This window comes from Phenylobacterium sp. (genome assembly GCF_025351295.1).
In the GTDB taxonomy this organism is placed as follows: Bacteria; Pseudomonadota; Alphaproteobacteria; order Caulobacterales; family Caulobacteraceae; genus Phenylobacterium.
The window spans coordinates 13278-39985 of record NZ_JANXWD010000031.1; the positions used below are offsets into that span (position 1 = coordinate 13278).

The following is a 26708-nucleotide window of genomic DNA, read 5'->3' on the forward strand; positions in this document are numbered from 1 at the left end:
GGATCTCTCGCTTGGAAGCCGCCCAGGCCATTGCCGCGCCGCCCTCTCTGGACCTGCTCCTGAAGCTGGCCGGGCCGGACATGCGCGCGGTCGACGCCCTCATCCGCGAGCATATGGACAGCCCGGTGCCGGTGATCCCGGCCCTCGCCGACCACCTGATCGCGGGCTCGGCAAAGCGCCTGCGGCCCCTGCTGACGATCGCTGCGGCCCGGCTGTGCGGCGCCCGCGACGACGCCTGTCTGAAGCTGGCGGCGGCGGTGGAGTTCATCCACACCGCGACCCTGCTGCACGACGACGTGGTGGATAGCTCCCAGTTGCGGCGCGGCCGGGTGGCGGCGCACCTGATCTGGGGCGCGCCGGCCAGCGTGCTGGTGGGCGACTTCCTGTTCGCGCGCGCGATTGAGCTGATGGTGGGCGCCGGGTCGATGGCGGCCCTGGAGATCCTGGCGCGCGCCTCGCGGGTTATCTCCGAGGGCGAGGTGCTGCAGCTGACCCGCAGCCACGACCTCGACCTCTCCCAGGAGGTCTATATCGAGATCATCAAGGCCAAGACCGCCGAGCTGTTCGCCGCCGCCGCCGAGGCCGGCGCGGTGTCGGCCGGCGCGTCGCCGGAGCGGCGCCGGGCGCTGCGCAAGTTCGGCCAGGACCTGGGCCTGGCGTTCCAGCTGATCGACGACGCGCTCGATTATTCGGGCGACGCGGTGACCCTGGGCAAGAACCCCGGCGACGACTTCCGCGAAGGCAAGGTCACCCTGCCGCTGCTGCTGGCCATGTCGCGCACCGCAGCCTCGGAGCGCGACTTCTGGGTCCGCACGGTCGACCGCCGCGAACAGGCCGACGGCGACCTCGACCGCGCCTTCGCCCTCATGCGCGAGACCCGCGCCCTGGACGACACCCTGGCGCTGGCCGCCCGCTACGCCGACACCGCCAAGGCCGCCATCGCCGACACCGGCGCCAACAGCTGGCGCCCCGCCTTGCAAGACCTGGCCGACTTCGCGGTGATGCGGCGGGCCTAGAAGCCGGTGAAGACCCGGTCGAGGGCGCGGCGGATGGCGTCTCGTAGTCGCTCAGGCTGCCGACGGGTCGGCCCAGCCGGCGTGCATCGACTGTGGTGCGCTCTCCCACGAGCAGCACGAAGTCGCGGCCAGCGAATTCAAAACGAACGCTCGTCAGAGTTACGGCGGGCTCGCCGCCGCTTAGCACCGAGGCCACCACGATGAGGTTCGAGGTCGCGAGAAGGTGCGATTGAAGAACAACGAGGTACGGGTACTGTCGGCGAGTCGTCGGCTAAGGATTTTCGATCAGATCGAACTGGCGGGTCACCAGGTTCGCAGGTCCTCGCCAAATATCCCATAGGCCTCGATCCGCGCCTTCTGCGCCTGAATCGCCTCTGCATTCTCTTCGGCCCACCGCTGGGCCTTCTCCTCGTTCAGTTCGGTCTTGCCCATCCGCCGAACATAACCCGTCCGGCGCGGCCGTCATCACTCCGAGAACGGGTGCGGCAGCGGGCCGGAGCGGAAGAGGATCACCGGGTTCTCGTCGTAGTCGCCCAGTTCGGTATCGGCGGTCACCGAGAAAGCCACCACGGCCGGCCGCAGCGGACCCAGCCGCTCGGCCTTGCGCCGCGCCTCCTCGGCGGTCTTGCAGCCTACCTGCTGCTCCGCCCTCAGCGACTTGCCGCGGCCAGCGACGTAGGACTGGATGATGTAGACGGTTTCCTTGGCCATGGACCTTCCACGCGCCGCTTTGGCGACAGGGTCAATGGGCGCGATCAGCCCGGGCTGATCATCTTCTCCGGCCGCACATATTCGTCGAACTCCTCGTTCGTCAGGTAGCCGCCGCCGACGGCCTCTTCGCGGAGCGTGGTGCCGTTCTTGTGGGCGGTCTTGGCGATCTTGGCGCAGGCATCGTAGCCCAGCTTGCCATTGAGCGCGGTGACCAGCATCAGCGAGCGCTCCAGCGCGGCCTTGATGTTGTCCTCGCGGGCCTCAATGCCGGCGACACAGTTGTCGGTGAACGAGATCGCCGCGTCGCCCAGCAGGCGGCTGGACTGCAGGAAGTTGTAGGCCATCACGGGGTTGAACACGTTCAGCTCGAAATGGCCCGAGGCGCCGGCGAAGGTCATGGTGGTCTGGTTTCCGAACACCTGGGCGCAGACCATGGTCAGCGCCTCGCACTGGGTCGGGTTGACCTTGCCGGGCATGATCGAGGAGCCGGGCTCGTTCTCCGGCAGGGCCAGCTCGCCCAGGCCCGAGCGGGGGCCGGAGCCGAGGAAGCGGATGTCGTTGGCGATCTTGAACAGCGACCCGGCGACGGTGTTGATCGCCCCGTGGCTGAACACCATGGCGTCGTGGGCGGCCAGGGCCTCGAACTTGTTGGGGGCGGTCACGAACGGCAGGCCCGTGACCGCCGCGATCTTCTTGGCCACCAGTTCGGCAAAGCCGATGGGGGCGTTGAGGCCGGTGCCGACCGCGGTGCCGCCCTGGGCCAGTTCATATAGGCCGTAGAGGCTCTCCTTGATCCGCCGCACGCCGTTGGCGACCTGCTGGCGATAGCCGCCGAACTCCTGGCCCAGCGTCAGCGGCGTGGCGTCTTGGGTGTGGGTGCGGCCGATCTTGATGATCTTGGCGAAGGCGGCTTCCTTGACCTTCAACGCTGCGTGCAGGTGCTCCAGCGCCGGCATCAGTTCCTTGGCCACCTGTTCGGCGGCGGCGATGTGCATGGCCGTCGGATAGGTGTCGTTCGACGACTGGCTCATGTTGACGTGGTCGTTGGGGTGGACCGGCTTCTTCGACCCCATCACCCCGCCCATCATCTCGATGGCGCGGTTCGAGATCACCTCGTTGGCGTTCATGTTGGATTGGGTGCCGGAGCCGGTCTGCCAGACCACCAGCGGGAAGTGGTCGTCCAGCTTTCCGTCGATCACCTCCTGGGCGGCGGCGACGATGACCTTGCAGATCTCCGGGTCCAGCCGGCCCAGTTCCGTGTTGGCCTCGGCGGCGGCGCGCTTGACGATCCCGAGCGCGCGGATCACCGACTTCGGCTGTTTCTCCCAGCCGATCTTGAAGTTGCCGATCGAGCGCTGGGACTGGGCCCCCCAGTAGACCTCGTTGGCGACCTCGATCGGGCCAAAGGTGTCGGTTTCGGTGCGCGTGCCAGCCATCAGAAGTCCCCCATCAAACGCCGCCGCAAGGCTTTATCCACCAAAAGCGGATGCGCAAGCGCGATCAGGGCATTCGGAGGCCGGTGTACGCGGCGACCTCATGAAGCTCGATGTACGCGCCCATCTTGTCGCCGGCGGTTTCGGCGAACCATGGCTCGGTCGCGATGGCATCCTCGATGCTCCCTCCGTGCGGTCCGACATGAACTCGCAACTCCCCCCAGCGATATCGAATATAGACGGGTCGGCCATCCGCGAGGCGGCCTGCCCATTGCGGGGGAGCCTGGGCGCAGGTTCTGATAATTCGGCGATGACCATTGCCACGGACTATCGGAATTCGCGCTTTCTGAGATCCATTGGAGTTCGATGACCGACGTCTGGACCCAGCACGGCAAGGTGCGCGGCCGCGAGGCCGACGGACTGATGGAACTCACGGTGGATGGGCTGACCACCCAGGGCAAGTACTACAAGCCGCTGATCTACGAGTTCTTCCGCAAGGCCTGGCGCGGCTCGCGGCCCGCCACCGGGTCGCTTGCGACCCGGGACGCTGATGGCCACCCGCTCCCGTGGGGAGCGGGTGGGGGGGATTTTTCGGTCGAGATCGGCATGGAATACGTCGGCGAACCACCTTGGATGGACCTCGACAACCTGGCCAAGGCGATCCTCGACGCCATCAAGGGCTACGCCTTCCACGACGACGCCCAGGTGGCGCGGCTGCTGGTGGAGCGGCGGCCGGGCGAGCGGGAGCGGATCACCGTGCGGGTGAGCAGGCTGCCTTGACGGCGGCCGGGCCAGTCCAGACGAAACCGGCCGCGCCCCGGGATGGGGGCGCGGCCGGCCTTGGGCGCGAGCCTGTCCAGGGGGAGGGACGGCTCAGCGATACTGCTGCAGGCGCGTGGTTCGAAGCCCCGCCATCCCGTGGCGCTCGATCGAGCGCTGCCAGGAGAGGAACTCGTCGTTGGTGAGCGAGTAGCGTTCCAGCGCCTCCTCCAGCGAGATCAGCCCGCCGCGAACGGCCGCCACAACCTCGGCTTTGCGCCGGATCACCCACCGCCCGGTGTTGGGCGGCGGCAGGTCGTTCCGGGTCAAGGGCGCACCGGTCGGCCCGATCACATAGGACTCGCCGCGGCTGTTCGTGCGCGTCTGCTGTTGCTGCAACATGGGCTTTTCTAGCGCCTCACCATCACTGATTGGTGGGAAACATAGCCCAGGCGCCCTAACAGCCGCTGAATCGCCTTAGTAAAGAAAGACTGAACCACGCATTCCTCCGTGTACCATTTTAATACAGTTAATATCATTGGAAGAATTCAGGTTCAGTTAAGGCTCAAGTCTAACGCTTGATGTTGATAAGCTCTTCGAGCATCTGATCGGCCGTCGTGATGATCTTCGAAGAGGCCGAGTAAGCTTTCTGCGTCTGGATCAGGCCGGTGAACTCTGCGGAGAGGTCGACGGTCGAGGCCTCGAGGCTGGAGGGCGAGATGTGGCCCGCGCCGCCTTCGCCGGCCTCCTTGACCACCATCTGGCCGGCCTTCAGCGAGGTCCGGTAGGCGTTGCCGCTGATCGCCTGGAGGCCATCGGCGTTCGGGAAGGTGGCGACGCCGACCTTGGCCACCTTGCGGATCTGGCTGTTGTCGTAGATCGCCGAGACGACCCCGGCTTCGTCCACATTGATGGCGACGATGTTGCCGACCCCCGCGCCGTCCGAACTGATTGAGTTGACCGTGGAGGTCGCCGCGTACTGGGTGATCTTGGCTAGGTCGAGGGCCAGGCTCTGACCCGAGACACCCAGCGCCGTGCCCCAGGCGGGTGCGGCGGCGGTGCCGGTGGCGGTGGACGCCGCCAGCGAGATGGTCGCGGGGCTGCCGGCCGCGCCGAACAGCGTCGTGGTCGCCAGGTTGATCGAGCCGTCCGGGTTGAAGTGGACCAGACCCTTGGAGATCTGCCCCGGCTCGTTGGTCCCGACCTGCACGTCCGACGCCGGGATCGCGTAGATTTCCGCGTTCCACTCGTTCGGCGCCGCCGAGCTCTTCAGGAACGCCATGGCCACCTTGCGCGAGCCGCCCGTCGAGTCCGTCACGTTCATCTCGATGGTGAAGTCGGGCTTGGTGCCGGTGGCAACGCCGTTGGCGTAGTCGGCCATCGAGGTGTTGGAGGCCGCGACGTAGGTCGGTGCGACGGCCGGCGGGCCGAGCGAGCCGGCGGCGGCCGCGAGCACCTGCGACTTGTCGAGATTGGCGCTGACCTTGATCGCGGTGGTGGCGGACACCGCCGCGCCCAGGTTCTTGACGTTGATGGCGCCCATCTTCGACAGGTCCGACGGATTGACGTCGAAGGCGCCGTTGGCCTGCACCGGCCAGCCCTGGAGATAGAAGTTGGACTTGTTCACCAGGAAGCCGTCGGCGTCCACGGTGAACGACCCGGCGCGGGTGAAGCTGCGCGGATCGGCGGCGGTCAGGCCGGCGCCCTTGCTGGAGACCACGAAGAAGCCGTCGCCCGAGATCGCCAGGTCGGTGGACGAGCCCGAGGCCTGCACCAGCCCCTGCTGGCTGACGTACTGCTTGTTGATGCCCTGCACGCCGCCCGCGGAATAGCGGCCCGCGACGGCCTGCGAGGTCACCACGTTGGCGAAGCTGACCTCGTTGCGCTTGTAGGCGATGGTGTTGACGTTGGCGATGTTGTCCGAGATGGCGGCCAGGGCGGAAGAGTTGGCGACCAACCCCGAAACGCCGGCGAGCAGAGCTGAATTGATGGACATGACTGAGTTCCGTTCTCCTGAAGCGGGGGTTCGCGTACTGCGAGGGGGTCGGCCGTCAGGCCGCCGCTGGAGACGGCGTTTTGCCGTCCGTGGTGGTGGGGATCGAGCCGGAGGCCGCCGCCGCGGCCGTGTTGGCCGCGGTCGTGACGGGGTCCGCCGGCTGGCGGATGGTGAGGATCTTCTCCCAGGGGATCTGGGCGCCGTTGATGGTGAGCAGCGTCGAGCCGTTCTTCTGCTCGACGCCGGTGACCAGGCCGTCGGCGAACACGCTGGAGGTGACCCCCGTGCCTGAGCCGTCCCTGGCCGTGACGCGCAGGGTGTAGGTCCCGGCCGCCTGGCTGGTCCCGGCCTGGCCCTTGCCATCCCAAAGGAACTGGTGGTCGCCGGCCTTGTTGTCGGTCGGGGCGAAGGACTTGACGATCACGCCCTTGGAATCCAGCACCTCGACCTTCACGTCGGTGGCGGCGCGGTCGAGGTTGTAGGTCCAGGTCGCCTTGCCGTCCTTGAGGCCGGCGTCGGCGGAATCGGCGCGCACGTCCTTGCCGATCAGGGCCACCGCGCTGGAGACGCCCGAGCCGGTGTTGCTGACCAGCTTCTTCAGCAGGTCGTTGCTGAGCAGTTGCTGCTCGACCCCGGTCATCTGCACGATCTGCTGGGTGAACTGGTTGGAATCCAGCGGCGACAGCGGGTCCTGGTTCTTCAGCTGGGTGGTGAGCAGCGACAGGAAGGTGTCGAAATTCTCCGCCAGCCGGGCGCGGCCCAGGGCGCCGGTGTCGGTGCTGCCGGTGGCCGCTGCGGGCGCGGTCGCCGCGGTCGGGGTGGTGCTCGCTATGGCCATGGTCGTCAGATCCTCACGTCGAGGCCGGCGGTGAGGCCCCGGCGCAGGCGCAGGGCGCCGCCCAGGGCCGCGTCGGCCGCATCGCCGGCGGTGTCGAGCGCGGCCTGGAATGCCTGGCCGCGAAACGCGCGGCCGCTGTTGGTGTCGGCCTGGTCCCGCCAGCCCTGGCCCTGCCGGCCGCCATCGCCGGCGACGTCGAAGGAGAGGCCGCCGGTCAGGTCGAACCCGGCCTGTTCCAGCGCCCGATGCAGCTCGGCGGCGCGGGCCTTCAGGTCGGCGGCGGCCTGCGGGTTGTCGAACGTCATGGCCGCGGTCATCCGCCCGGTGGCCCCGATCTCGATGCGGACGTCCACCTTGCCCAGGCCGGCGGGGTCGAGTTGCAGGTCGAAGCGCGTCGACTTGGCTTCCAGCTTCCTGACCATCTCGGCGGCCAGCGTGGCGACCGTTTCGGGCGTGCCGCGCGCGGCATGGAGCGCGTGGGCGGAGGGCGCGGTGGTCTGGACGCCGGCTCGCGCCTCGGCGGCCGGCGCGCCGTCGGGCGACTCCGGCGCGGCCTTGGCGGAAGACCCCTTGGCCTCGGCGGTCTCGGCCTCGGCGGCCGCTGGCTTGGCGGCGGCGCTGGCGGCGTGGGCGGTCACCGGCTTGTCGACGGCCTCCGGCGCCCTGAGGTCGCTGACCGAGGCCTCGGCGATCGACTTGCCGCGTTCGCCCTTCACTGGCTTGGCGCCCGGCGTGGGGCCAGGGGCCGGGGCGGGGTCCGGGCGGGCGAGCAGGCTCGCCGCCATGGCCTGTGTCGGAGCGTCGACGGTCGCCGCGGCCGCCGTGGCCTGGGGTCCGGAAGCGAGAGCGGGGGTTTCGGACGGCGCGGCTTCAGCCTTCGCCTGCGGCTTAGTGGCGGCTTGGGCGGCGACGGCCGACGGCGGCGGCATGGCGCCGGCCAGGGCCGTTTGCAGCGGGCCGGCGCGAGCCGGGGCGGGTGTCTCGGCCGTGGCGAGCCTGAGCGGCGCGCCGAGCGGTGCGGGATCGGCGGTCTCGGGCGCGGCCTCGGGCGCGGGCTCGCCCGTGCCGGGGGCGCCGGGCTTGGCGTCGGCGCCGAGGTTGAGCGGGAACAAGGGGCGGACCATGCCCTTCGGCCGCATGGCCTCCAGGTCGCCGCCCGGCGCGGCCTTGGCTGCGGTTTGCGGCGCGGCGGCCGGCGCGGTGATCAGGCCGGCCAGCAGGGCGGCGGCGGGATCGGCGGGGGCGGCGTCGACGACCAGGGTCGCGGCGCCGGTGGCCGCGTCGGCGGCCGCGTCGGCCTTGCCGTCCTTGCCCTTGGCGGGGCGCTGCGTCGCGCCGGCTACCGCGGTCTGGGGCCCGGCGGCCGGCGTCGGGCCGGCCTGTGGGAAGAGGGCGGTCAGCAGGGATTCGAAGCCCGTCAGCGGACCGGCCGCCGCCGCGCCCTGGGCGGCGTTTCCAGCCGCGCCGCCGGCGGCCGCCTTGGACGCGCCGGGCCCGGCCGGACCGGCCGGCGTGGGATTTGCGATGGTGAGCGCTGGCGCTGTCATGGAGCTGGAAGACTGCTTTGGGCTGGAGGAGAAGCGCTTGCTGCGCCGGGCTCGTTCGATCTAACAGGAGCAACCTCCGCGCCAGTTTACCTAGCTACTGATTTCATTTCAGAAAATGCCAGGATCGTAGCGCGCCGGCTGCGTCTGACGGCCGAAATTGCCGGGCCTTCGGCGTCGCGGTGGGACGTTCCCTGCCGGTCTTGGCCCTGTCGGTCTTGGCCCTGCAAGTCTGGCGGGTCAGGCCGCACTGGCACGCGCCGTGGCGCGTCACGGCCACTCGATTGAACCACGGACCCACACCGACCCACACGGACGCGCCATAGTCACTTTAGGTCGCGGACGGTCCGACCCGGCCGGCTCGGCGCGTCTGTGTGGGTCCGTGGTTCAAAAGGACCCGGCCTGTCGCGCCTCGCGCGCGTGAGAAGGAGATGCGGTCAGGCAGCGGCCGTCGACCTCTGCGTCCCAACTGGCGCCGGTCTTGCGCTCTGTATGGTGAACCAATCCGGTCCCGAGAGTGACCATGATGAATTTGTTGAACAATTCCCGGCCTGACGCGTGCGCGGTCACCCGTGTCCCGGCAGAATCCGCCGGGTCATACGTCAGCCTTTGCCGGGCGGAGGCTTAATCCATGTCACTCGGCGCTACTCTGGCGACGGCGGCCTCTGGCCTGCAGGCGGCCCAGGCGTCCCTGCGCGCGGTCTCCGACAATATCGCCAACGTCAACACGCCCGGCTACGTCCGCAAGGCGGTCAACCAGAGCCAGCAGGTGGTCGACGGTGTCGGCGAGGGCGTACGGATCGACGGCGTCCAGCGCGTCACCGACCAGTACCTGCAGATGGCCTCGCTGACCGCCTCCTCGGACAGCAAGCGTTGGGGCGCCGTCTCGCAGTACCTCGACAACGCCCAGAGCCTGTTCGGCGACCCCTCCAGCGACGGGTTCTTCTTCAACCGGCTCGACAAGGTCTACGGCGCCTTCGCCACGGCCGCCGACGATCCGTCCTCGACCCTGCTGCGCAGCCAGGCGCTGTCCAGCACCGAGGACTTCCTGACCCAGTCCGACCGGATCAACAGCCAGATCGTCTCGCTCGGGAATACCGTCGAGACCCAGGTCAGCGCCGGGGTCGGCACCGCCAACAACCTGCTGGACCAGATCAGCAAGCTGAACGCCGACATCAACCGCTCCCAGCTGGTCAACGCCGACTCCTCGGGCTCCGCCAACATCCAGAGCCAGCTGCTGGACCAGCTCGCCGGCCTGATGAACATCCGTACCAGCCCGCGCGCGGGCGGCGGCGTGGACGTGCGCTCGGTCGAAGGCGTGCTGCTGGCTGGCGATGGCGCGGCCAAGCTGACCTACAACTCCAGCTCGACGACACCGGGCTACATCACCGCCCAGCCGGCCGGCAGTTCCAACCAGCAGCCGATCCAGCTGACCAGCGGCGAACTGCGCGGCCTGATGGACCTGCGCGACCAGGAACTGCCCAAGCTCTACGACCAGCTGGGCGAGTTTGTCAGCCGCGCCGTCGACCAGCTGAACGCCGCCAGCAATGCCTCGGCGGCCTATCCCGCGCCGGCGACCATGACCGGATGCGACACCGGCCTGGACCTGCCCTCGGCGGTGAACGGCTTCACGGGTACGTCCACCATCGCCGTGGTCGACGCCGCGGGGGTCATGCAGCGCAATGTGGCCATCGACTTCACCGCCAGCACGATCTCGGTGAATGGCGCGGCCGGCGTGGCTTTCACCCCGGCGACCTTCCTGGCCAATCTCAACACCGCCCTGGGCGCGGCCGGTTCGGCGACCTTCTCGGGGCGGGCCCTGACGCTGAACGCCACCGGCGGCGCCGGCCTGGCGATCGACGAGGGCACCTCGCGCAAGACCGGCCGCGGCTTCTCGCAGTTCTTCGGCCTCAACGACGTGGTCAAGACCACCGGCTTCACCAACTACGCCACGGGCCTGCAGCCGACCGACCCCCACGGCTTCAACCCCGGCGACCCGATCACCCTGCGGCTTTCCACCCCCGACGGCCGCCCGGTGCGCGACGTGACCGTCACAGTCCCGGGCCCGCCGAACAGCAACATGAGCGACCTGCTGAACTCGCTCAACAACAACGCCGCGGGCGTGGGTCTCTATGGCGCGTTCAACCTGGACGCCAACGGGGAGCTGAGCTTTGCGGGCGCGCCGCCGCTCAGCCCCACGGTCTCGATCGTCTCCGACAATACCCAGCGCGGCGTCGGCGGACCCTCGATCAGCCAGCTGTTCGGCCTGGGCGCCCAGGAGCGGTCCACGCGCGCTGGCCGCTTCCAGGTATCGGCCGCGCTGACCGCCGATCCGACCAAGATGTCGATGGGCAAGCTGGACCCCACGGCCGCCATCGGCCAGGTGGCGATCCGGCCCGGCGACGGGCGCGGCGCCCTGGGTGTCTCGGCCTCCGGCGACGTGCCGATTCTGTTCCAGCCGGCCGGCGCGCTGGGCCAGGTGACCATGACCCTGTCGCGCTACGCCTCGGAGTTCGGCGGGGCGATCGGGCGCGGCGCAGCCTCGGCCGACACCCGCAAGTCCAGCGCCGCCGCGGTGGCGACCGAGGCCGCCTCGCGCCGCCAGTCCGTCGAGGGTGTCAACCTCGACGAGGAACTGGTCAACCTCACCACCTACCAGCAGGCCTTCAACGCCTCGGCCCGCATGATCTCGGCGGCCAGCGACCTGTTCGACGCCCTGCTGAAAATCGTCTGAGGAATCGCAAGAATGGTCACGCGCGTCACCACCCCCGGCAACTACTCGGCCGTGCTCACCAACCTGTTGGCGGCCCAGCAGCGCCAGATGGAGGCGGGCAACAAGGTCTCCACCCAGCGCAACGGCAACGACCTGAAGGACTACGCCAAGTCCTCGGAACTGCTGACCGCCATGCGCTCGGTGCAGTCCCGCCTGAGCGTCTTCCAGGACCAGAGCAAGGTCCTGTCGGACAAGCTCTCCACCCAGGACAGCGGCCTGAACCGCGTTGCCGACGCCGCCCAGCAGATCCGCCAGATCATGGCCGAGGCCCTGGCCACCGGGCGCGCGGACACCCTGGTCGAGGACATCCAGGCCCAGATGAGCAACGCGGTCGAAGGGATGAACTCGCGCTATGGCGGCAAGTACCTGTTCGCCGGCGGGCAGGTCGACACCCAGCCGGTGACCGCTACCCAGCTCAGCGACCTCACCGCCGCGCCCGCGATCATCGCCAACTTCTTCAAGAACGACAATTTCCAGGTTCAGGCCAAGCTGGACGAGTCCACCACGGTGACCACCGGGATCAAGGCCGACGACATCGGCACTGGCATGCTGACCGCCCTGCAGACCTTCGAGAGCTTCAACCAGAGCGGCGCGGGGCCGTTCACCGGCCCCCTGACCGCCGCCCAGACGACCTTCCTGCAGGGCCAGCTGGCCAGCTGGGAGACCGTCCGCTCCGACGTCACCCAGATCGCCGCCCACAACGGCACCAACCAGGCGCGGCTGGATACGGTGGCCGCCGACCTGACCACGCGCCAGAACTCGCTGGCCGGAATGCTCGGCGACATCACCGACGCCGACATGGCCGAGGCCTCGACGCAGCTGCAGCAGGCGCAGCTGTCGGTGCAGTCGTCGGCCTATGTGTTCCAATCCCTCAAGGACTCGTCGCTGCTCAACTTCCTGAGATGAGCTAGGCTCCGGGTTTCCCGGAGGAGTTCGCATGCGTCTGGCAGTCCTGATCGCGGCCCTGGTCGCCGGTGCAGCGCCGGCGTGGGCGCAGCTCGCCGGGGCGAGCGACCCAGGTTGTCAGGCCGCCATCGCCTATTCGGCCGCCCGCCGGGGGGCCGCGGTGCTGGTGCTCCGGAGCGGCAAGCCGGTCTGCGAGGGCTATACGGGGATCGGCGGGCCCGCCAAGGCCATGGAGACGGCCTCCGGGACCAAGAGCTTCTCCGGCCTGATGCTGGCCGCGGCGGTGCAGGACGGCCTGCTGACCCTGGACGAGCCGCTGGCCAGGACGCTGCCGGAGTGGCGCGACGATCCGCAGAAGGCCCGGGTCACGCTCCGCCAGCTGCTCAGCCTGACCTCGGGGATGCACAGCCAGGTGGGCCGACCGCCCACCTATGCCGACGCGGTCGCCATGGGGCTCTCCACCCCGCCCGGCGAGGTGTTCGCCTACGGCCCCGCGCCCTATCAGCTGTTCGGCGAGATCATGCGCCGCAAACTGCTCGCCGCCGGCCAGCCGGGCGACCCTTACCTCTATCTCAAGCGCCGCATCCTCGACCCGATCGGCCTGGTCCCGGGCGAATGGCGGCGGATGCCGAACGGCGACGCCCTGCTGCCGCAGGGTGCGGTGCTGACGGTGCGCGAGTGGGTCAAGTTGGGCGAACTGGTGCGCGCCGGCGGGGTCTGGAACGGCAAGGCCCTGGTGGACAAGGCGACCTTCGCCGAACTGTTCAAGGGCTCCAGGGCCAACGGCGCCTACGGCATCACCTTCTGGCTGGCCCGGCCGACCACAGCCACCGATCCGGTCACCGCCGGCAACGACCTCAGCCGGGCGAGCGGCCTGCCCGACGACCTGGTGCTGGCGGCCGGCGCCGGCGACCAGCGCCTCTACATCGTCGGCTCGCAGCAGCTGGTGGTGGCCCGCCTCGCCGCCTTCGAAGGCCTCGGTGGCGGGGCCGCCGCCACCCGCTGGTCCGACACCGAGTTCATCCGCTTCTTCCTGAAGTGAGACCGCGGCCTCGAAAACCCCGGCCGCAACCGCTACATAGCAGCCGATGAACGCCCCGGTGGCCCTGCCCGACACCCTGCCCGACACCCTGCCCGACGGCCTGATCGCCGCCGTGCGAGACGCCGTGCGCCTGCCGGCCGGGACGCGGATCGTGGCGGCCATGTCGGGCGGAGTAGACTCCACGGTGACCGCCGCCCTGTTGGCCCGGGCCGATTATGACGTGGTCGGCGTGACGCTGCAGCTCTACGACCACGGCGCGGCGATCCAGAAGAAGGGCGCCTGCTGCGCCGGCCAGGACATCCACGACGCGCGCACCGCCGCCGAGGCGATCGGCATCGCCCACTACGTCCTGGACTACGAGAGCCGGTTCAAGGAACAGGTCATCGAGGAGTTCGCCGACGCCTACCTGCGCGGCGAGACCCCGGTCCCCTGCATCCGCTGCAATCAGACGGTGAAGTTCCGCGACCTGCTGGATGTGGCCCGCGACCTGGGCGCCGAGGCCATGGCCACCGGCCACTACGTCGGCCGCGCTGTGGGCACGGACGGGCCGGAGCTGCACCGGGCCGCCGATGCGGCGCGGGACCAGTCCTACTTCCTGTTCGCCACTACGGCGGAGCAGCTGGCCTATCTGCGCTTCCCGCTGGGCGGGCTGCCGAAGCCGGCGGTGCGGGCGGCGGCGACCGCGCTCGGCCTCCGCGTGGCCGACAAGCCGGACAGCCAGGACATCTGCTTCGTGCCGGAAGGCCGCTACACCACGGTCATCGACCGCTTGCGCCCGCAGGGGGCCCTGGCTGGCGACATCGTCCACCTGGATGGCCGCGTCCTGGGCCGCCACGAGGGCGTGACCCGCTACACCATCGGCCAGCGCCGGGGGCTGAACGTGGCCGTGGGCGACCCGCTGTTCGTGGTCAAGATCGACGCCGATGCGCGCCAGGTGATCGTCGCGCCGCGCGAGGCGCTGCTGACCCATGCGCTCAGCCTGAAGGAAACCAACTGGATCGGCGACGGCGCCTCGTTCGAGGCCGCCTGCGACGCCGCGCGCCCGGTGCTGGCCCGCGTCCGCTCGACCCGCGAGCCGGTACTCGGCCGCCTGGCCCGAGTGAACGGCGAACCCGGCGTGGTGTTCGACACCGCCGAGGAGGGCGTGGCCCCCGGCCAGGCCTGCGTGCTCTATGCGCCGGAAGCTCCTAGCCGGGTGCTGGGCGGCGGCTTTATCCTGGGCACGGTTCGCGACATCTAGAGGGTGGGCGCATGGACGCGCGGCAGCTGGTGGACATCGCCTGTGACGAGGACCCTCGCGCGCCCTGCCTGTGGGCGCCGTCCGACCTCTTCGCCGAACTCTGCGAGTCGATCCGCCAGCAGCCCAACGTCGCCGGTGTGGTGATCTATCGCCACAAGACCATCCGCGACGGCGGCCCCTATTGCGACGTCACCACCCGAGCGCCCTGAGCGGGGTCGGGCGCTGGTCCGTGAATCACCGATGCGGCGAGGCCGGGCCGGCCTTCGTCACCGGCGCCGCCACCTCGTTCCGCCGTAGCAGCGGGAGGGTCCAGGGCGGGTCGTAGAACCAGGCGGTCGGACGCGCCGTGGCCCGCCACAGGCTCGCGGAGAGCGCGGCCTGCAGGGTCCGCGATTGCGTCCCCACAGCCTTCGGTCCGCGTGCGCCGGTGAAGCGCAGGACGGCGAAGTCCTGGGCCGGCAGGGCTGTCAGCCGCACCGACGGATCGCTCGGCGTGGGCAGTGTCGCCAGGGTGTATTTGGCCGGCATGAAGAACTGTACCACCCAGCCGTCCGCGCCCGCATTGGCCTGGGCGACCGGCGATGTCATCGCGATGGTCTCGGCCGCGCGGCCTTGCGCGACCGGCGCGGTCATCGCGACGCCCGCTTTCGCCTGATTGGCGCCGAAGATATAGGCCGCCACCCGCCGGAAGCCCGCGTTGCGGGCCGCCTCTTCCGGCCCGGTGACGGTGGTTTCGGCGGCGATGCGCGGCGCATAGCGGCGGATCTCCACTGAGCCCACCTGCTCGACCACGGTGTAGCGCGGCTGCTCGGTCCCGGCGCGGAGACCGAATGTCTGGCCGACGCCCTCGAATATCAGCAACAGGATTTCACCGACGCCCGCCATACCGATCTCCCTGCCCCGCTGCAGGTAGGCGCGCAGGCTGCCACATCAAGGCGCCGCCGCGTGAAGATGACGTCGATGGCCGGCGCCGCTATATCTGCCGGATGACCAGCGCCGCAGACCCCGTCGTCATCGCCAGCTACGCCCGCACGCCCATGGGCGGCTTCCAGGGCGCGCTCTCCGGCCTGAAGGCCACCCAGCTCGGCGCGGCCGCCGTGCGCGCGGCGGTGGAGCGTTCGGGCGCCGACCTGGCGGCGATCGAGCAGATCGTCATGGGCTGCGTGCTGCCGGCCGGCCTCGGCCAGGCCCCGGCGCGGCAGGCGGCGCTGGGCGCGGGCCTGCCCAACTCGGTCGAGGCGACCACGGTCAACAAGATGTGCGGCTCGGGCATGCAGGCCGCGATCCTGGCGCATGACGCCCTGGCGGCCGGCACGGTGGACATCGTCGTGGCCGGCGGCATGGAGAGCATGACCAACGCCCCCTACCTGATGACCAAGCACCGGGGCGGGGCCCGGATCGGCCACGATACGATGTTCGACCACATGTACCTGGACGGGCTGGAGGATGCCTATGAGCCGGGTCGGCTGATGGGCAGCTTCGCGGAAGAGACCGCCAGGCAGTACCAGTTCACCCGCGAGGCCCAGGACGAATACGCCATCGCCTCGCTCAGCAAGGCCCGCGCCGCGGTCGAGAGCGGGGCCTTCGCAAAGGAGATCGTCGCCGTCGAAGTCACCGACCGCAAGGGCACCGTCACTGTCAGCCAGGACGAACAGCCTCTGAAGGCCGATCCGGCCAAGATCCCGACCCTGAAGCCCGCCTTCGCCAAGGACGGCACGATCACCGCCGCCAATGCCAGCTCGATCAGCGACGGAGCCGCGGCCCTGGTGCTGACGCGCGAGAGTGTCGCCAGGCGCCTGGGCATGACCGTCGTCGCCCGCATCGCCGGCCATGCCGCCCACGCCCACGAGCCTGGCCTGTTCACCACCGCTCCGGTCCCGGCGATCCGCAAGGCCCTGACCCGCGCCGGGTGGAGCGTCGACGACGTCGACCTGTTCGAGGTCAACGAGGCCTTCGCCGTGGTCGCCATGATCGCCGAGCGCGACCTGGGTCTCGACCGGGCGAAGCTGAACGTCAACGGCGGCGCCTGCGCCCTGGGCCACCCGATCGGGGCCAGCGGCGCCCGCATCCTGGCCACCCTGCTGAGCGCGCTCCAGGCCCGCGGCGGCAAGCGCGGCGTCGCCAGCCTGTGCATCGGCGGCGGCGAGGCCACCGCCATGGCCGTGGAGCTCGCCTAGCCGGGAGGCGCCGCCTCCGGAAGTCTGCCCGTGCGGCCCGCAAACGTGGTCAGGTGGTCGGTGTTCACGAGAGCGTGATGCTACCGTCACGTCTCGAGGATTACGGTAGCGCTGTTATCCACAAGTGAGCGTTGTCATGAAGTTTGTCGCGATCTGCGCCTCGGCGCTGGCCCTCGGCCTCCTCGCGTTGGCGCCGGCGCAGGCCAAGCCGACCGGGCTCTATGTGTTCGGCGACAGCCTGGTCGATGCGGGCAACCTGGATGCCGCGGTCGGCAGCGACGTCTTCAACCCGGCCGCCCTGGGCTATTTCCCCGGCCGGTTCACCAACGGCCCGGTCTACACCGACCTGCTGAGCAAGGCGCTGACCGGCGCCTACATGACCCCGTCGCTGCTGGGCGGCGACAACTATGGGTTCGCCGACGCGCGCGCGGTGGAGCTGGGCGCCCCGGTCCCGGCGCTCGACCTGCAGCTGGGCGCCTACTTCGCCGACCATGCCGGCGTGGCCGATCCCAATGCGCTGTTCATCCTCAATATCGGCGGCAACGACACCTTCGGGCTCGAGGACGGCGACATCGGCCCCTACACGCCGGCCGCCTACGCCGCCCTGGTGACCAGCAGCATCCTGGATGCCGTGCAGGCGCTGGACGCCGCGGGCGCGCGCAACATCCTGGTCGCCGGCAACCCGGTGTTCGATCCGCAGGGTGCGGCCCTGGACGCCGACCTGCAGAGCGCGCTCGACGCGTTCGAGCCGACCTTCGCCGGCCACCTGCTGCGCCTGGACTATCAGAGCCTGTTCCCGGCCCTGGTCGGCAATCCGGGCGCCTTTGGCCTCCCGGACTTCATCGACACCTCGACGCCCTGCATGAACATGCGGCCGGTGATCGGCGGCAAGGTCGATTGCCGCGGCTACCTGTTCTTTGACGACACCCACCCGACCGCCGAGGTGCAGGGCGCGATCTTCCGCCAGGTCGAACAGCTCACCGGCGTGCCGGAGCCGGCCACCTGGACCCTGCTGATCGCCGGCTTCGGCCTGACCGGCGTGACGCTGCGGCGGCGCCGCATGGCGTTGGCCTAGTCGCGGCGCAATGGCTCCCCGTTGGGGGAGCTGTCAGCGAAGCTGACTGAGGGGGTCTGCTCAGAACCCTCCTCACCCATCTTCGAGGCGCCGATAGGGCTGTGGCGGCTCCATTGGTGTGGACCCCCTGCGGCGCTTCGCGCCACCTCCCCAACGGGGGGAGGAACTATGGCTCCAGGGTCACTTCGACGGCCATGTTCACGCGCCTCGTCTGTCCCGAGGACGAACCACGGCGTCCGGTCCCGACAGCCGGGCTGCCGGTCTTCCTGCCGCTACCGTTTCTGGGCGGCCAGCTTCTCCACGTTGATGGTCATGCCGCCCTTCATGCCGGGGACGGTCATGTTGACGTCGCCGGCCTTCATGCCCGCCGGGCATGCGCCTTCCCAGGTGGCGTCGATGCTCATCTCGTGCGCGCCGTTGGCCTGGGGCATGCTCGATCCGGTGGTCACGCTGTTGATCTTGACCGTGTACTTCGAGTTGAAGTCGCCGGTGGCCGTGCCGGTCGACACCAGGTGACCCGCCCCGCCCATGTCGCACTCGCTCTCGAACTTCCAGCCGCCGGCCGTCGGCGTGACCGAGTTCTTGCTGCACGGATTGTCCTTGCTCATGGCCTGGCCCCAGATCGCCATCTTGGCGTCGGTGTCGCTGTCCAGGCACATCTTCATCGTTTGATGCATGCCCTGGCCGGTCATGGTCTGGGCCCAGAGCCCGGCTTTGCGTTGCGGGGGGCCAATCGGAGCCGCCGCCATGGCGCTGACCGGGGCGGCCTCGCCGGTCTTCGCCGGGTCCGCCGATTTCTTCTGGCAGGCGCTCAAGGCCCCCACGGCCACCACACCCACGCACACGATCGCCAAACGCCGCATCTTGATCCCTCCGTCCACGTTCCCCAGCATGGAGTCTAGCTCGGGAGCGCCGACCGTGGCGAGGGCGTTTCCGATCCAGGGCCGAAGGAGATTTGAGATGTCCGAGCTGCGCGACACCGGCGCCCGCTACGAGATGGACGAGCAGGGCCTCACCGCCTACGCTGACTATCGCAAGACCGACGGCCGGCTCTACATCGACTACGTGTTCAGCCCGCCGCCCCTGCGCGGCAGCGGGGCGTCGGGACGCCTGATGGCCGCCCTGGCCGCCGACGCCCGCGCCCAGGGCCTCAAGGTCACCCCGATCTGCGGCTACGCCGCCGCCTGGCTCAGGCGCAGCCACGAGTTCCGCGACCTGGTTGGGTAGGGCGGCAACTACAGCGCGCGCGCGAGTTCGCCGTCCTCGGCCCGCGGTCGGGCCGCTGCAACCGGTGTTCTGTTGGCGGGAAGGCGAGAAGGGCGAATACTGTGTGAGGCAAGCCGAGGCGCGCCGGCTGCACGGCCACAAGCCTAACGATCACGGTTAACCGCGTCCCCGGCCGGGCCACACCGCACGCCCACCCCGCAGCCGGCGTCCCGCTCCGGGACGCCCGCGAGTCCGCCCGTCAGGTGCGGGCGGAGATCGCGTCCAGGGTCTGGACGCGGGCTTCCAGGTCGTCGACCAGACGGCGCGCGATGTCCCGGATGCCCGGGGCATAGGCGTCTCCGCCCTCGGCGATCTCGGCGGCCAGGGCCTCGAGATCCGTCATGGCGGTGGTGAACGTCTTGATGTGATCCTTGGCCAGTTGTCGGGCCTCGGCCTGCAGGCGCTGCACGCGCTGCGCCACGGTTTCGGTCTTCGGCAGTACGGTCTTCAGGTCGTTGTCGGCGACCACGCTGAGAGACGGTGACATCCTTATGATCCTCAAAATGCCTACCCAAGGTCACATACGGCCCGCGATCCCCGTTGGATCACACCCAGGCAACCCTGCTGTCCCAAGTTACGCCCTGAGATAGCAGCGGTTGCCTGACAACCGCATGAACGGCGCCAGTTAACCCTGTTGCCGGAGCAGGTGCGGCGCCGGAGACACGGTATGTGGTTAACCTAGCGCGGCGTTTAGTGCGGTGAGGACGGGACGGGCGACTAGAACCTTTCTGGTTCAAGCGGACTCACTTGAACCAGCTAAAAAGGCTCTACCTGTTTGAATTAGAGCGCGTCGGGCGGCGAAACCGGGATCCACTTTCGCCTGACGCGCTCTAGCCGGATGCCGCGGCAACTCCCAGGCGGTTGGCGACCTCGGCGAGTCGCCGGTCGCGCGTCCAGAGCGTCGCGCCGGGACTGAGTCTCGTCGACGCCAGCAGGTGAGCGTCCACGTAGCCTACGCCCAGGCCGTACAGGCGCTCGCGCTCGATCAGCGCCAGCACTTCGTCGTCGGTCGCGAGGACGGCGCGTGGCAAGCGCCGCAGTGCGTGCAGCACCGCGTCGCGCGGATGCAGGTTGCCTATGGCGAGTTCGCCGATCACCAGAGGATGGCTCAGCGCCTCACCCGCATCGAGCCGCCGAGCAAGGTCCGGCTCGCCGCGCCGCAGATGTTCGACCCAGACCGAGGTGTCGACCAGGATCATCGCCGCCGCGGCGCGACCTCGAGGTTCGGCTGACTGCCGCCCAGGCGGGCGAGCCGCCGCGCGCTTTCCCGCTCGATCAGCGCCTTCAGCGCCTCCCGGACGAGGGCGGTCTTCTCCCGCAACCCCGTCAGGCTGGCCGCCTCCGTCAAAAGGTCGTCGTCGATAGCGAGGGTCGTGCGCATTCGCTGTGGTTCCAATTCAGGCGTGGAATATGGCATCAATTGATGCGAAATTACATGCCTATTGGAGCGGCCAGTTCACTGCCGGCAGCGGGTAAACACCGCGCCCGACGAACTCCAGATATCCCGCGTACCTCGCCGCCCCGGCGTGCGGCGTCAAGCGTGGCCGTCGCCCCCGCGGCGATGCCGGTTCCCGCGCGGGCGAAACGTGGTCGTCGAACCCGGGGCTTTCAACCGATCTTAAGCTAGAGCGGCGATGCTGTGGACCGGTGCAAGGTGGAGGGATGCAACCCGGTGGGCGCGACAGAGGGGCGACAGACAGCGGCGAACGGCGCGCCCGGCGACAATGCCGAGCTTGCGCTCGGCCTGTTGCGTATCGCGCAGCGCAACAACTGGCCGACGATGCTGGTTCAGATCGCGGCGTCGCTGGGGGTCTATGTCGCCGCGCGGGCGCATGCGCCGAACGGGTACGACGCCTGGATCGCGATCGTCCTGGCGATCAGCGCCGGCCGCATCCTGGTGGACCATGTGCTGGGCCGGCTGATGGCCGCCGAGCCGGCGACGCCGCCGGCGCGGCTGCGGCGGTGGGGCCGCGCCCACAGCGCCGGCCTGCTGGCCAGCGCCACCATGTGGGCGATCCTCGCCTGGTGGCGGTTGCCGGTCGAGGACGCCCGCATCCAGTTCACGATCATCATCGTGCTTTCGGCCCTGGTCGGCGGGGCCAGCGGCGTCCTGGCGCCCCTGAAGACCACCGGTCGCATCTATATCGTCACGCTCCTGTTCCCGGCCTGTCTCAGGATGCTGCTGTCGATTCCTGAGCAGACCGTCCTGGGCGTGCTCGGGCTGGCGTTCATGGCGGTCATCCTGGGCATGCACCGCAACAACCACCTGATCCTGCTGCGCTCCATCGAGCTTGGCCGGGAAAACCTGGTGCTGGTCGACGCGCTCCAGGCCCAGAACGAGGAGGTGATCCGGATCAACCACTCGCTGGAGGCGCGGGTCGCCGAGCGCACCGAGGCGCTGCGGGCTTCGGCCATCAAGGCGGAGTCGGCCAGCCGGCTGAAGTCCGAGTTCCTGGCGACCATCAGCCATGAGATCCGCACGCCGCTGAACGCGGTCCTGGGCATGACCCAGGTGATGGCGTTCTCGCCCCTCGATCCAGCGCAGAAGACCCGGCTGTCGGTCATCGAGTCCTCGGCCAAGATGCTGCTCGCCATCTTCAACGATGTGCTCGACATCTCGAAGATCGAGGCCGGCACGATGGAGATCGCCCCCGCCGAGTTCCAGTTGGAGCGGGTCATCCGCCAGGCCGCCGAACGGTTCGCCGCGCTCGCCGGGGAAAAGGGGTTACGGTTTGAACTCGTCGTCGGTGATCGCGCACTGGGCCATCGGTACGGCGACGCGCTGCGCCTGCGCCAGATCCTGGGCAACCTGGCGTCCAACGCGGTCAAGTTCACGGAGCGCGGCGAGGTTCGCCTCGACGTCGAGGCCGATGCCGAGCAGCTGGTGGTGCGTGTCACAGACACCGGCGTGGGTATCTCCGACGAGGCCCGGACGCTGGTCTTCGACAGGTTCATCCAGGCCGACGGGTCGAACACGCGCCGGGCCGGCGGGCTCGGCATGGGCCTGGCGCTGAGCCGCGACCTCGCGGCGCTGATGGGCGGGAGCCTGTCCCTGGAGAGCACGGTGGGCGCCGGCTCGTGCTTCACCCTGACGGTCCCGATGCCCGCGTTGCAGGTAGAGGCCGCGACGGCGACGCAGGTCGAGCCCGCCGAGCCGGAGGGGCTGCGGATCCTGATGGTGGACGACAACGCCACCAACCGGATGGTCCTGCGCGCGATGCTGGAACAGTCCGGGCTCGACGCCTGCGAGGCCACCGACGGCCAGGAGGCGGTGTCGGCCTGGCGGACCGGCGATTGGGACGTCATCCTCATGGACATCAACATGCCGGTGATGGACGGCCTCGACGCCGCCCGCGCCATCCGCGCCGGCGAGGCCCAACAGCGCCGGCGGCGCACACCGATCATCGCCGTCACCGCCAGCGCCCAGCCGGAGGACGCGGCCACCTATCGCGCGGCGGGCATGGACGAGGTCGTGGCCAAGCCGGTCGACGTCGCAAGCCTGATGTCCGCCCTCAGCCGCCAGCTCGATCGGGCCCAGGCGGCCTGACGGGCCGAGCCTACAGCCGCCCCTTGCGGAACCGCTCGGCCGCCTCGGCCCGCGCCTCGGCCTTGACGCGCTTGACAACGCCCTTGTCGGCGGTCTCGCCGGCCGGGGTCAGCATCTCGTTGGCGAACTCCAGGTCGAGCATCTTCAGGCGCTTGATCTCGTCCCTGAGCCGGGCCGCCGTCTCGAACTCCAAATTCGCGGCGGCCTCGCGCATGCGCGCCTCCAGGTCCTTCAGCGTGGTCTTGAAGTTGTCGCCGACGAAGGGCTTGCCGTGCTCGGCGACGCCCACGGGGACGGTGACCCGGTCCTTCTCGTAGGGGCTGGCCAGGATGTCCTTGATCGAGGACTTGATGCTCTCGGGCGTGATGCCGTGCTCGAGGTTGTACTGTTCCTGCTTCTCGCGCCGGCGCGAGGTTTCGGCGATGGCGCGCTCCATAGAGCCGGTGATGCGGTCGGCATAGAGGATCACCCGGCCGTCGATGTTGCGCGCCGCGCGGCCGATGGTCTGGATCAGGCTGGTCTCGGAGCGCAGGAAGCCCTCCTTGTCGGCGTCCAGGATGGCCACCAGACCGCACTCGGGGATGTCCAGGCCCTCGCGCAGCAGGTTTATCCCCACCAGGCAGTCAAAGGCCCCCAGCCGCAGGTCGCGGATGATCTCGATCCGCTCCATCGTGTCGACGTCGGAGTGCATGTAGCGGACCCGCAGGCCCTGCTCGTGCATGTACTCGGTCAGGTCCTCGGCCATCTTCTTGGTCAGTACTGTGATCAGGCTGCGGTAGCCCTGTGCGGCGGTCTGGCGGACCTGGTCGATGACGTCGTCGACCTGGCTGAAGCCGCCGGTGGTCACCGGCTTGATCTCCACCGGCGGGTCGATCAGGCCGGTGGGGCGGATCACCTGCTCGGCGAAGACGCCGCCCGTGCGCTCCATCTCCCAGGGGCCGGGAGTGGCGGAGACGAACACGCTGTCCGGCCGCATCGCGTCCCACTCCTCGAACTTGAGCGGGCGGTTGTCGATGCAGGAGGGCAGGCGGAAGCCGTACTCGGCCAGGGTGAACTTGCGGCGGTAGTCGCCCCGGTACATGCCGCCGATCTGCGGCACCGTCTGGTGGCTCTCGTCGATGAACAGCAGGGCGTTGTCGGGGATGTATTCGAAGAAGGTCGGCGGCGGCTCGCCCTCGCGGCGGCCGGTCAGGTAGCGGCTGTAGTTCTCGATCCCGGCGCAGGAGCCGGTGGCCTCGATCATCTCGATGTCGAAGGTGGTGCGCTGTTCGAGGCGCTGCGCTTCGAGCAGCTTGCCGTTGGCGACCATCCAGTCGAGCCGTTCCTTCAGCTCGATCTTGATCAGGTTGATGGCCTGGCGGAGCGTCGGGCGTGGCGTCACGTAGTGGCTGTTGGCGTAGACCTTGATGCCCTGCAGATCGGCGGTCTTCTTGCCGGTCAGCGGGTCGAACTCGGTGATGGCCTCGATCTCGTCCCCGAACAGGCTGATGCGCCAGGCGCGGTCCTCGTAGTGGGCCGGATAGATCTCCAGAGTGTCGCCGCGCCGCCGGAAGCTGCCGCGCTCGAAGGCGGCGTCGTTGCGCTTGTACTGCAGGGCCACCAGGTCCCCCATCAGCTTCTTCTCGTCGATCCGGTCGCCCGGTTTCAGGGAGAAGGTCATGGCCGAATAGGTCTCGACCGAGCCAATGCCGTAGATGCAGCTCACCGAGGCCACGACGATCACGTCGTCCCGCTCCAGGATCGCCCGGGTCGCCGAGTGGCGCATGCGGTCGATCTGCTCGTTGATCGATGAGTCCTTCTCGATGTAGGTGTCGGTCCGCGGGACGTAGGCCTCGGGCTGGTAGTAGTCGTAGTAGCTGACGAAGAACTCGACCGCGTTCTCCGGGAAAAAGCTCTTGAATTCGCTGTAGAGCTGGGCGGCCAGGGTCTTGTTGGGCGCCAGGATCAGCGCCGGCCGCTGGGTCTCCTCGATGATCTTGGCCATGGTGAAGGTCTTGCCGGAGCCGGTGACGCCCAGCAGCACCTGCTCGCGTTCGCCGGCGTCGATCCCGGTCACCAGCTCGCGGATCGCGGTCGGCTGGTCGCCGGCCGGATCGTAGGCCGAGACCAGCTTGAACTTGCGCCCGCCCTCGCTCTTGTCCGGCCGCACCGGGCGGTGCGGCTTCCAGAGCATGGGCATGGTGTTTTCGTCGTAGTCGAACGTCGCGGACATGTCCGAGACGCCGGCAGGTTCGGCGGAACGTGGCATGGCGTGCAAGGTAGGCGCTCCGGTGCGGGACCGCCATATCTGCGCAGGGGGCTGCTGCCAGGAGCCTGTCAGCATGATGCAGCGCGCGCCGCAGGCGCTGTATTTTGGAACCACGGAAAACACAGAAAACACTGAGGGGCGGCGGGCCCCTGAGGCGGTCCGGGATCACGACGCTTTCAGTGTCTTCTGTGTTTTCTGTGGTTTGAATCTTGGCGGCGCTCGCGCGCCGGGACCTTGCTCAGGCCCGAACTTTCTTGGCGGCTTTACGGGGAAGCGGGCTGTGCTGTACCCAGCCGGTAGTCTGTACAGGAACGCGCCCATGACACCCTCCGACGGTCCAGCCCTGACGTTCGACGATGTGGTGATGGGGCGACGCAGCATTCGCGGCTACAAGCGCGAGCCGGTGCCCAAGGCGGTGATCAAGGAGGTCATCGAGCTGGCGATGCGCGCGCCGTCGTCGCTGAATACCCAGCCGTGGAATTTCTATGTCGTCGCCGGGGCGCCGCTCGACCGCATCCGGGCCGGCAATACGGAACGCAACCTGGCGGGCGTGCCGTCTTCCCGCGAGTTCCGCAGCCATGGCGAATATGTGGGCGCGCACCGGGAGCGGCAGATCGGGGTCGCCAAGCAGCTGTTCGCGGCCATGGACATCGAGCGGCATGACCAGGAGAAGCGCAAGGACTGGGTGCTGCGCGGGTTTCGCCAGTTCGATGCGCCGGTCTCGGTGGTGGTGACCTATGACCGATCGATCCACGGCGGCGACATCGCGCCGTTCGACTGCGGCGCCGTGACCAACGCCCTGGTCAACGCGGCCTGGTCGCGGGGCCTGGGCTGCGTGGTCAACAGCCAGGGGATCATGCAGTCGCCGGTGGTCCGCGAGCACGCGGGGATCCCCGACGACCAGGTGATCATGATCTGCGTCGCCATGGGCTGGCCCGACGACAGCTTCCCGGCCAATGCGGTGGTGTCGCAGCGCAAGTCGGTCGAAGATGCGGCGGTGTTCGTCGGCTTCGACGAGTAGGCGAAACGCGGGCGCCCTGGAGCGCCCGCGCCATATTCCGCCGTTGCCGGGCGAGGGGAGGGGCCTCCCGAGCCGCCCGGCTTCCCCTGTTGCTAGAACAGCCAGCCGATCTTCGACACGGCCCCGAGGTCGGTGGCGTGCAGGCCCAGCAGGGCGATGCTGTCGCCGTTGCTGAACGAGATCAGCGCGTGGCTGTCGACCTCGGTGACGGTCGGGGCGAGCCCGGCCTTGATGTAGGCCGAGATGTCCAGCAGCTCCTTGCCGGCGCCGCTGCCGAAGTCGGTGATGGTGTCCCTGCCACCGCCCGGCGCGAACCGGAACACGTCATCGCCGCCGCCGCCGGTCAGCAGGTCGGCGCCGAGGCCGCCGGTGAGGGTGTCGTTGCCGGCCCCACCGTCGATGGTGTCGTTGCCGGCCCCGCCGTCCAGCGCATTGGCCCCGGCGTTGCCGGTGATGCGGTTGTCGAGCTCGTTGCCCCAGCCGCGCCAGCCCTTGTCGTCGTCGGTCTCGATGACCAGGTTCTCGACATTGGCCTCGAGCCAGTGCTCGCCGCGGGCGATGATCGTGTCGATGCCCTCGCCGGCCTTCTCGACGATGACCGTCGAGCCGTTCTGGACGACGTAGACGTCGTCGCCGGTCCCGCCCACCAGGGTGTCATTGCCGCCGCCGCCGCTCAGGGTGTCGTTGCCGCCATAGGCCATGATCACGTTGTCGCCGGCATCGCCGACCAGCGATTCGTTGCCGGCGTGCAGCACTTCGGGGGTCGGCACGAAGATCGCCTTGGCGGCGTCCGCCGCCGCCTGCACCAGGGCCCTTTGGTCGGTGGTCAGGGCGTGGCTGTCGAGCCAGCTCTGCTCCGCGGCCGCGCCGTGGTCGGTGACGGCGGTGGTGGCGATCGTGCCGGTCTCGGTGACGTGGGTGGAGTTGTCGTAGCCGATCTGGGCGCCCTTGTTGCCCGTGGAGGTCACGGCGTCTGAGTCCTGGATCAGCATGTAGGTCTTGTTGTCGCCGTCGAAGGAGACCAGCTCGTTCTTGCTGATGGTGATGCCGTTGGCGCCCTGGACGCGGATGCCGCTGTAGCCGGTGCCGACGATCAGGTTGTCGGAGATCGTCACC

Annotated in this window: 25 protein-coding genes and 1 pseudogene; 12 read left to right on the forward strand and 14 right to left on the reverse strand. The window is 69.2% G+C overall.

Annotation, left to right across the window (positions count from 1 at the left end; genetic code table 11):
- The first annotated feature begins 47 nt into the window (after positions 1 to 47).
- Positions 48 to 1016: a polyprenyl synthetase family protein gene (locus Q0R13_RS04910; RefSeq protein WP_293900403.1), complete on the forward strand. Its 969-nt coding sequence runs from the start codon at positions 48 to 50 to the stop codon at positions 1014 to 1016.
- 303 nt (positions 1017 to 1319) lie between these two features.
- Here the strand turns inward: Q0R13_RS04910 and Q0R13_RS04915 are convergent, their stop codons facing one another.
- From Q0R13_RS04915 to fumC, 3 genes are read right to left on the reverse strand one after another with little or no spacing between them, the layout of a single operon-like run.
- Positions 1320 to 1448 carry a type II toxin-antitoxin system CcdA family antitoxin gene (locus tag Q0R13_RS04915; RefSeq protein WP_293900338.1) on the reverse strand — a complete coding sequence of 43 codons (129 nt, stop codon included), beginning with the start codon at positions 1446 to 1448 and terminating at the stop codon, positions 1320 to 1322.
- A 33-nt stretch (positions 1449 to 1481) separates the two neighbouring features.
- Positions 1482 to 1727, reverse strand: coding sequence for a hypothetical protein (locus Q0R13_RS04920; RefSeq protein WP_293900341.1), 246 nt, complete (start codon positions 1725 to 1727; stop codon positions 1482 to 1484).
- Between the two features lie 44 nt (positions 1728 to 1771).
- Positions 1772 to 3163, reverse strand: coding sequence for a class II fumarate hydratase (fumC, locus tag Q0R13_RS04925; RefSeq protein WP_293900344.1), 1392 nt, complete (start codon positions 3161 to 3163; stop codon positions 1772 to 1774).
- Between the two features lie 363 nt (positions 3164 to 3526).
- On the opposite strand from fumC, the gene Q0R13_RS04930 reads away from it, so the two are divergent.
- Entirely contained in the window at positions 3527 to 3940 is a 414-nt protein-coding gene (locus tag Q0R13_RS04930; RefSeq protein ID WP_293900347.1) for a RusA family crossover junction endodeoxyribonuclease, read from the forward strand.
- Between the two features lie 93 nt (positions 3941 to 4033).
- Here the strand turns inward: Q0R13_RS04930 and Q0R13_RS04935 are convergent, their stop codons facing one another.
- The 4 genes from Q0R13_RS04935 to Q0R13_RS04950 form a co-directional block, all read right to left on the reverse strand.
- A complete protein-coding gene (locus Q0R13_RS04935; RefSeq protein ID WP_293681638.1) occupies positions 4034 to 4321 on the reverse strand; it encodes a DUF1153 domain-containing protein in 288 nt (95 codons plus the stop codon).
- A 169-nt stretch (positions 4322 to 4490) separates the two neighbouring features.
- Positions 4491 to 5915, reverse strand: a complete 1425-nt coding sequence (locus Q0R13_RS04940) for a flagellar hook protein FlgE (protein WP_293900350.1) — start codon at positions 5913 to 5915, stop codon at positions 4491 to 4493.
- Positions 5916 to 5970: 55 nt separating this feature from the next.
- A complete protein-coding gene (locus Q0R13_RS04945) occupies positions 5971 to 6753 on the reverse strand; it encodes a flagellar hook assembly protein FlgD (RefSeq protein ID WP_293900352.1) in 783 nt (260 codons plus the stop codon).
- Positions 6754 to 6758: 5 nt separating this feature from the next.
- Positions 6759 to 8300: a flagellar hook-length control protein FliK gene (locus Q0R13_RS04950; RefSeq protein ID WP_293900354.1), complete on the reverse strand. Its 1542-nt coding sequence runs from the start codon at positions 8298 to 8300 to the stop codon at positions 6759 to 6761.
- Positions 8301 to 8928: 628 nt separating this feature from the next.
- On the opposite strand from Q0R13_RS04950, the gene flgK reads away from it, so the two are divergent.
- The 5 genes from flgK to Q0R13_RS04975 are packed head-to-tail and all read left to right on the forward strand — an operon-like array spanning position 8929 to position 14467.
- Positions 8929 to 11031 carry a flagellar hook-associated protein FlgK gene (gene flgK, locus Q0R13_RS04955; RefSeq protein ID WP_293900356.1) on the forward strand — a complete coding sequence of 701 codons (2103 nt, stop codon included), beginning with the start codon at positions 8929 to 8931 and terminating at the stop codon, positions 11029 to 11031.
- A 12-nt stretch (positions 11032 to 11043) separates the two neighbouring features.
- Complete coding sequence (locus Q0R13_RS04960; RefSeq protein WP_293900359.1) at positions 11044 to 11976, forward strand: flagellin; 933 nt, start codon at positions 11044 to 11046, stop codon at positions 11974 to 11976.
- Between the two features lie 31 nt (positions 11977 to 12007).
- The gene (locus tag Q0R13_RS04965; RefSeq protein WP_293900362.1) at positions 12008 to 13018 is read left to right on the forward strand and encodes a serine hydrolase domain-containing protein; all 1011 of its coding nucleotides are present in this window, start codon (positions 12008 to 12010) and stop codon (positions 13016 to 13018) included.
- A 46-nt stretch (positions 13019 to 13064) separates the two neighbouring features.
- Complete coding sequence (gene mnmA, locus Q0R13_RS04970) at positions 13065 to 14258, forward strand: tRNA 2-thiouridine(34) synthase MnmA (protein WP_293900365.1); 1194 nt, start codon at positions 13065 to 13067, stop codon at positions 14256 to 14258.
- Between the two features lie 11 nt (positions 14259 to 14269).
- Positions 14270 to 14467: a hypothetical protein gene (locus Q0R13_RS04975; protein ID WP_293900368.1), complete on the forward strand. Its 198-nt coding sequence runs from the start codon at positions 14270 to 14272 to the stop codon at positions 14465 to 14467.
- 25 nt (positions 14468 to 14492) lie between these two features.
- On the opposite strand, the gene Q0R13_RS04980 is transcribed toward Q0R13_RS04975, so the two are convergent.
- Positions 14493 to 15143 carry a heme-binding protein gene (locus Q0R13_RS04980; RefSeq protein ID WP_293900371.1) on the reverse strand — a complete coding sequence of 217 codons (651 nt, stop codon included), beginning with the start codon at positions 15141 to 15143 and terminating at the stop codon, positions 14493 to 14495.
- Between the two features lie 101 nt (positions 15144 to 15244).
- Between Q0R13_RS04980 and Q0R13_RS04985 the strand changes: the two genes are divergently transcribed.
- A complete protein-coding gene (locus tag Q0R13_RS04985; protein ID WP_293900374.1) occupies positions 15245 to 16435 on the forward strand; it encodes an acetyl-CoA C-acyltransferase in 1191 nt (396 codons plus the stop codon).
- A gap of 136 nt (positions 16436 to 16571) precedes the next feature.
- Positions 16572 to 17510 (forward strand): SGNH/GDSL hydrolase family protein, encoded by a 939-nt coding sequence (locus Q0R13_RS04990; RefSeq protein ID WP_293900377.1) that lies wholly within the window; start codon positions 16572 to 16574, stop codon positions 17508 to 17510.
- A 272-nt stretch (positions 17511 to 17782) separates the two neighbouring features.
- Here Q0R13_RS04990 and Q0R13_RS04995 read toward each other — a convergent pair whose 3' ends face one another.
- A complete protein-coding gene (locus Q0R13_RS04995; RefSeq protein WP_293900380.1) occupies positions 17783 to 18373 on the reverse strand; it encodes a DUF3617 family protein in 591 nt (196 codons plus the stop codon).
- Positions 18374 to 18470: 97 nt separating this feature from the next.
- Between Q0R13_RS04995 and Q0R13_RS05000 the strand changes: the two genes are divergently transcribed.
- Positions 18471 to 18737: a GNAT family N-acetyltransferase gene (locus Q0R13_RS05000; protein ID WP_293900383.1), complete on the forward strand. Its 267-nt coding sequence runs from the start codon at positions 18471 to 18473 to the stop codon at positions 18735 to 18737.
- A gap of 238 nt (positions 18738 to 18975) precedes the next feature.
- On the opposite strand, the gene Q0R13_RS05005 is transcribed toward Q0R13_RS05000, so the two are convergent.
- From Q0R13_RS05005 to Q0R13_RS05015, 3 genes are all read right to left on the reverse strand, one after another.
- Complete coding sequence (locus tag Q0R13_RS05005) at positions 18976 to 19263, reverse strand: hypothetical protein (RefSeq protein ID WP_293900386.1); 288 nt, start codon at positions 19261 to 19263, stop codon at positions 18976 to 18978.
- Between the two features lie 343 nt (positions 19264 to 19606).
- A complete protein-coding gene (locus tag Q0R13_RS05010) occupies positions 19607 to 19975 on the reverse strand; it encodes a PIN domain-containing protein (RefSeq protein WP_293900389.1) in 369 nt (122 codons plus the stop codon).
- Complete coding sequence (locus Q0R13_RS05015; RefSeq protein ID WP_293900392.1) at positions 19972 to 20157, reverse strand: type II toxin-antitoxin system VapB family antitoxin; 186 nt, start codon at positions 20155 to 20157, stop codon at positions 19972 to 19974. Before Q0R13_RS05015 ends, Q0R13_RS05010 begins: the two co-directional genes overlap by 4 nt.
- Positions 20158 to 20448: 291 nt before the next feature.
- Here Q0R13_RS05015 and Q0R13_RS05020 point away from each other — a divergent pair, with 291 nt between their 5' ends.
- Complete coding sequence (locus tag Q0R13_RS05020) at positions 20449 to 22323, forward strand: ATP-binding protein (RefSeq protein WP_293900395.1); 1875 nt, start codon at positions 20449 to 20451, stop codon at positions 22321 to 22323.
- A 10-nt stretch (positions 22324 to 22333) separates the two neighbouring features.
- Here Q0R13_RS05020 and uvrB read toward each other — a convergent pair whose 3' ends face one another.
- Complete coding sequence (gene uvrB, locus Q0R13_RS05025; protein WP_293900397.1) at positions 22334 to 24571, reverse strand: excinuclease ABC subunit UvrB; 2238 nt, start codon at positions 24569 to 24571, stop codon at positions 22334 to 22336.
- Positions 24572 to 24890: 319 nt separating this feature from the next.
- Here uvrB and Q0R13_RS05030 point away from each other — a divergent pair, with 319 nt between their 5' ends.
- Complete coding sequence (locus Q0R13_RS05030; RefSeq protein ID WP_293900400.1) at positions 24891 to 25592, forward strand: nitroreductase; 702 nt, start codon at positions 24891 to 24893, stop codon at positions 25590 to 25592.
- Positions 25593 to 25684: 92 nt separating this feature from the next.
- On the opposite strand, the pseudogene Q0R13_RS05035 reads toward Q0R13_RS05030, so the two are convergent.
- A pseudogene (locus tag Q0R13_RS05035) lies at positions 25685 to 26708 on the reverse strand (hypothetical protein); the annotation flags it as partial.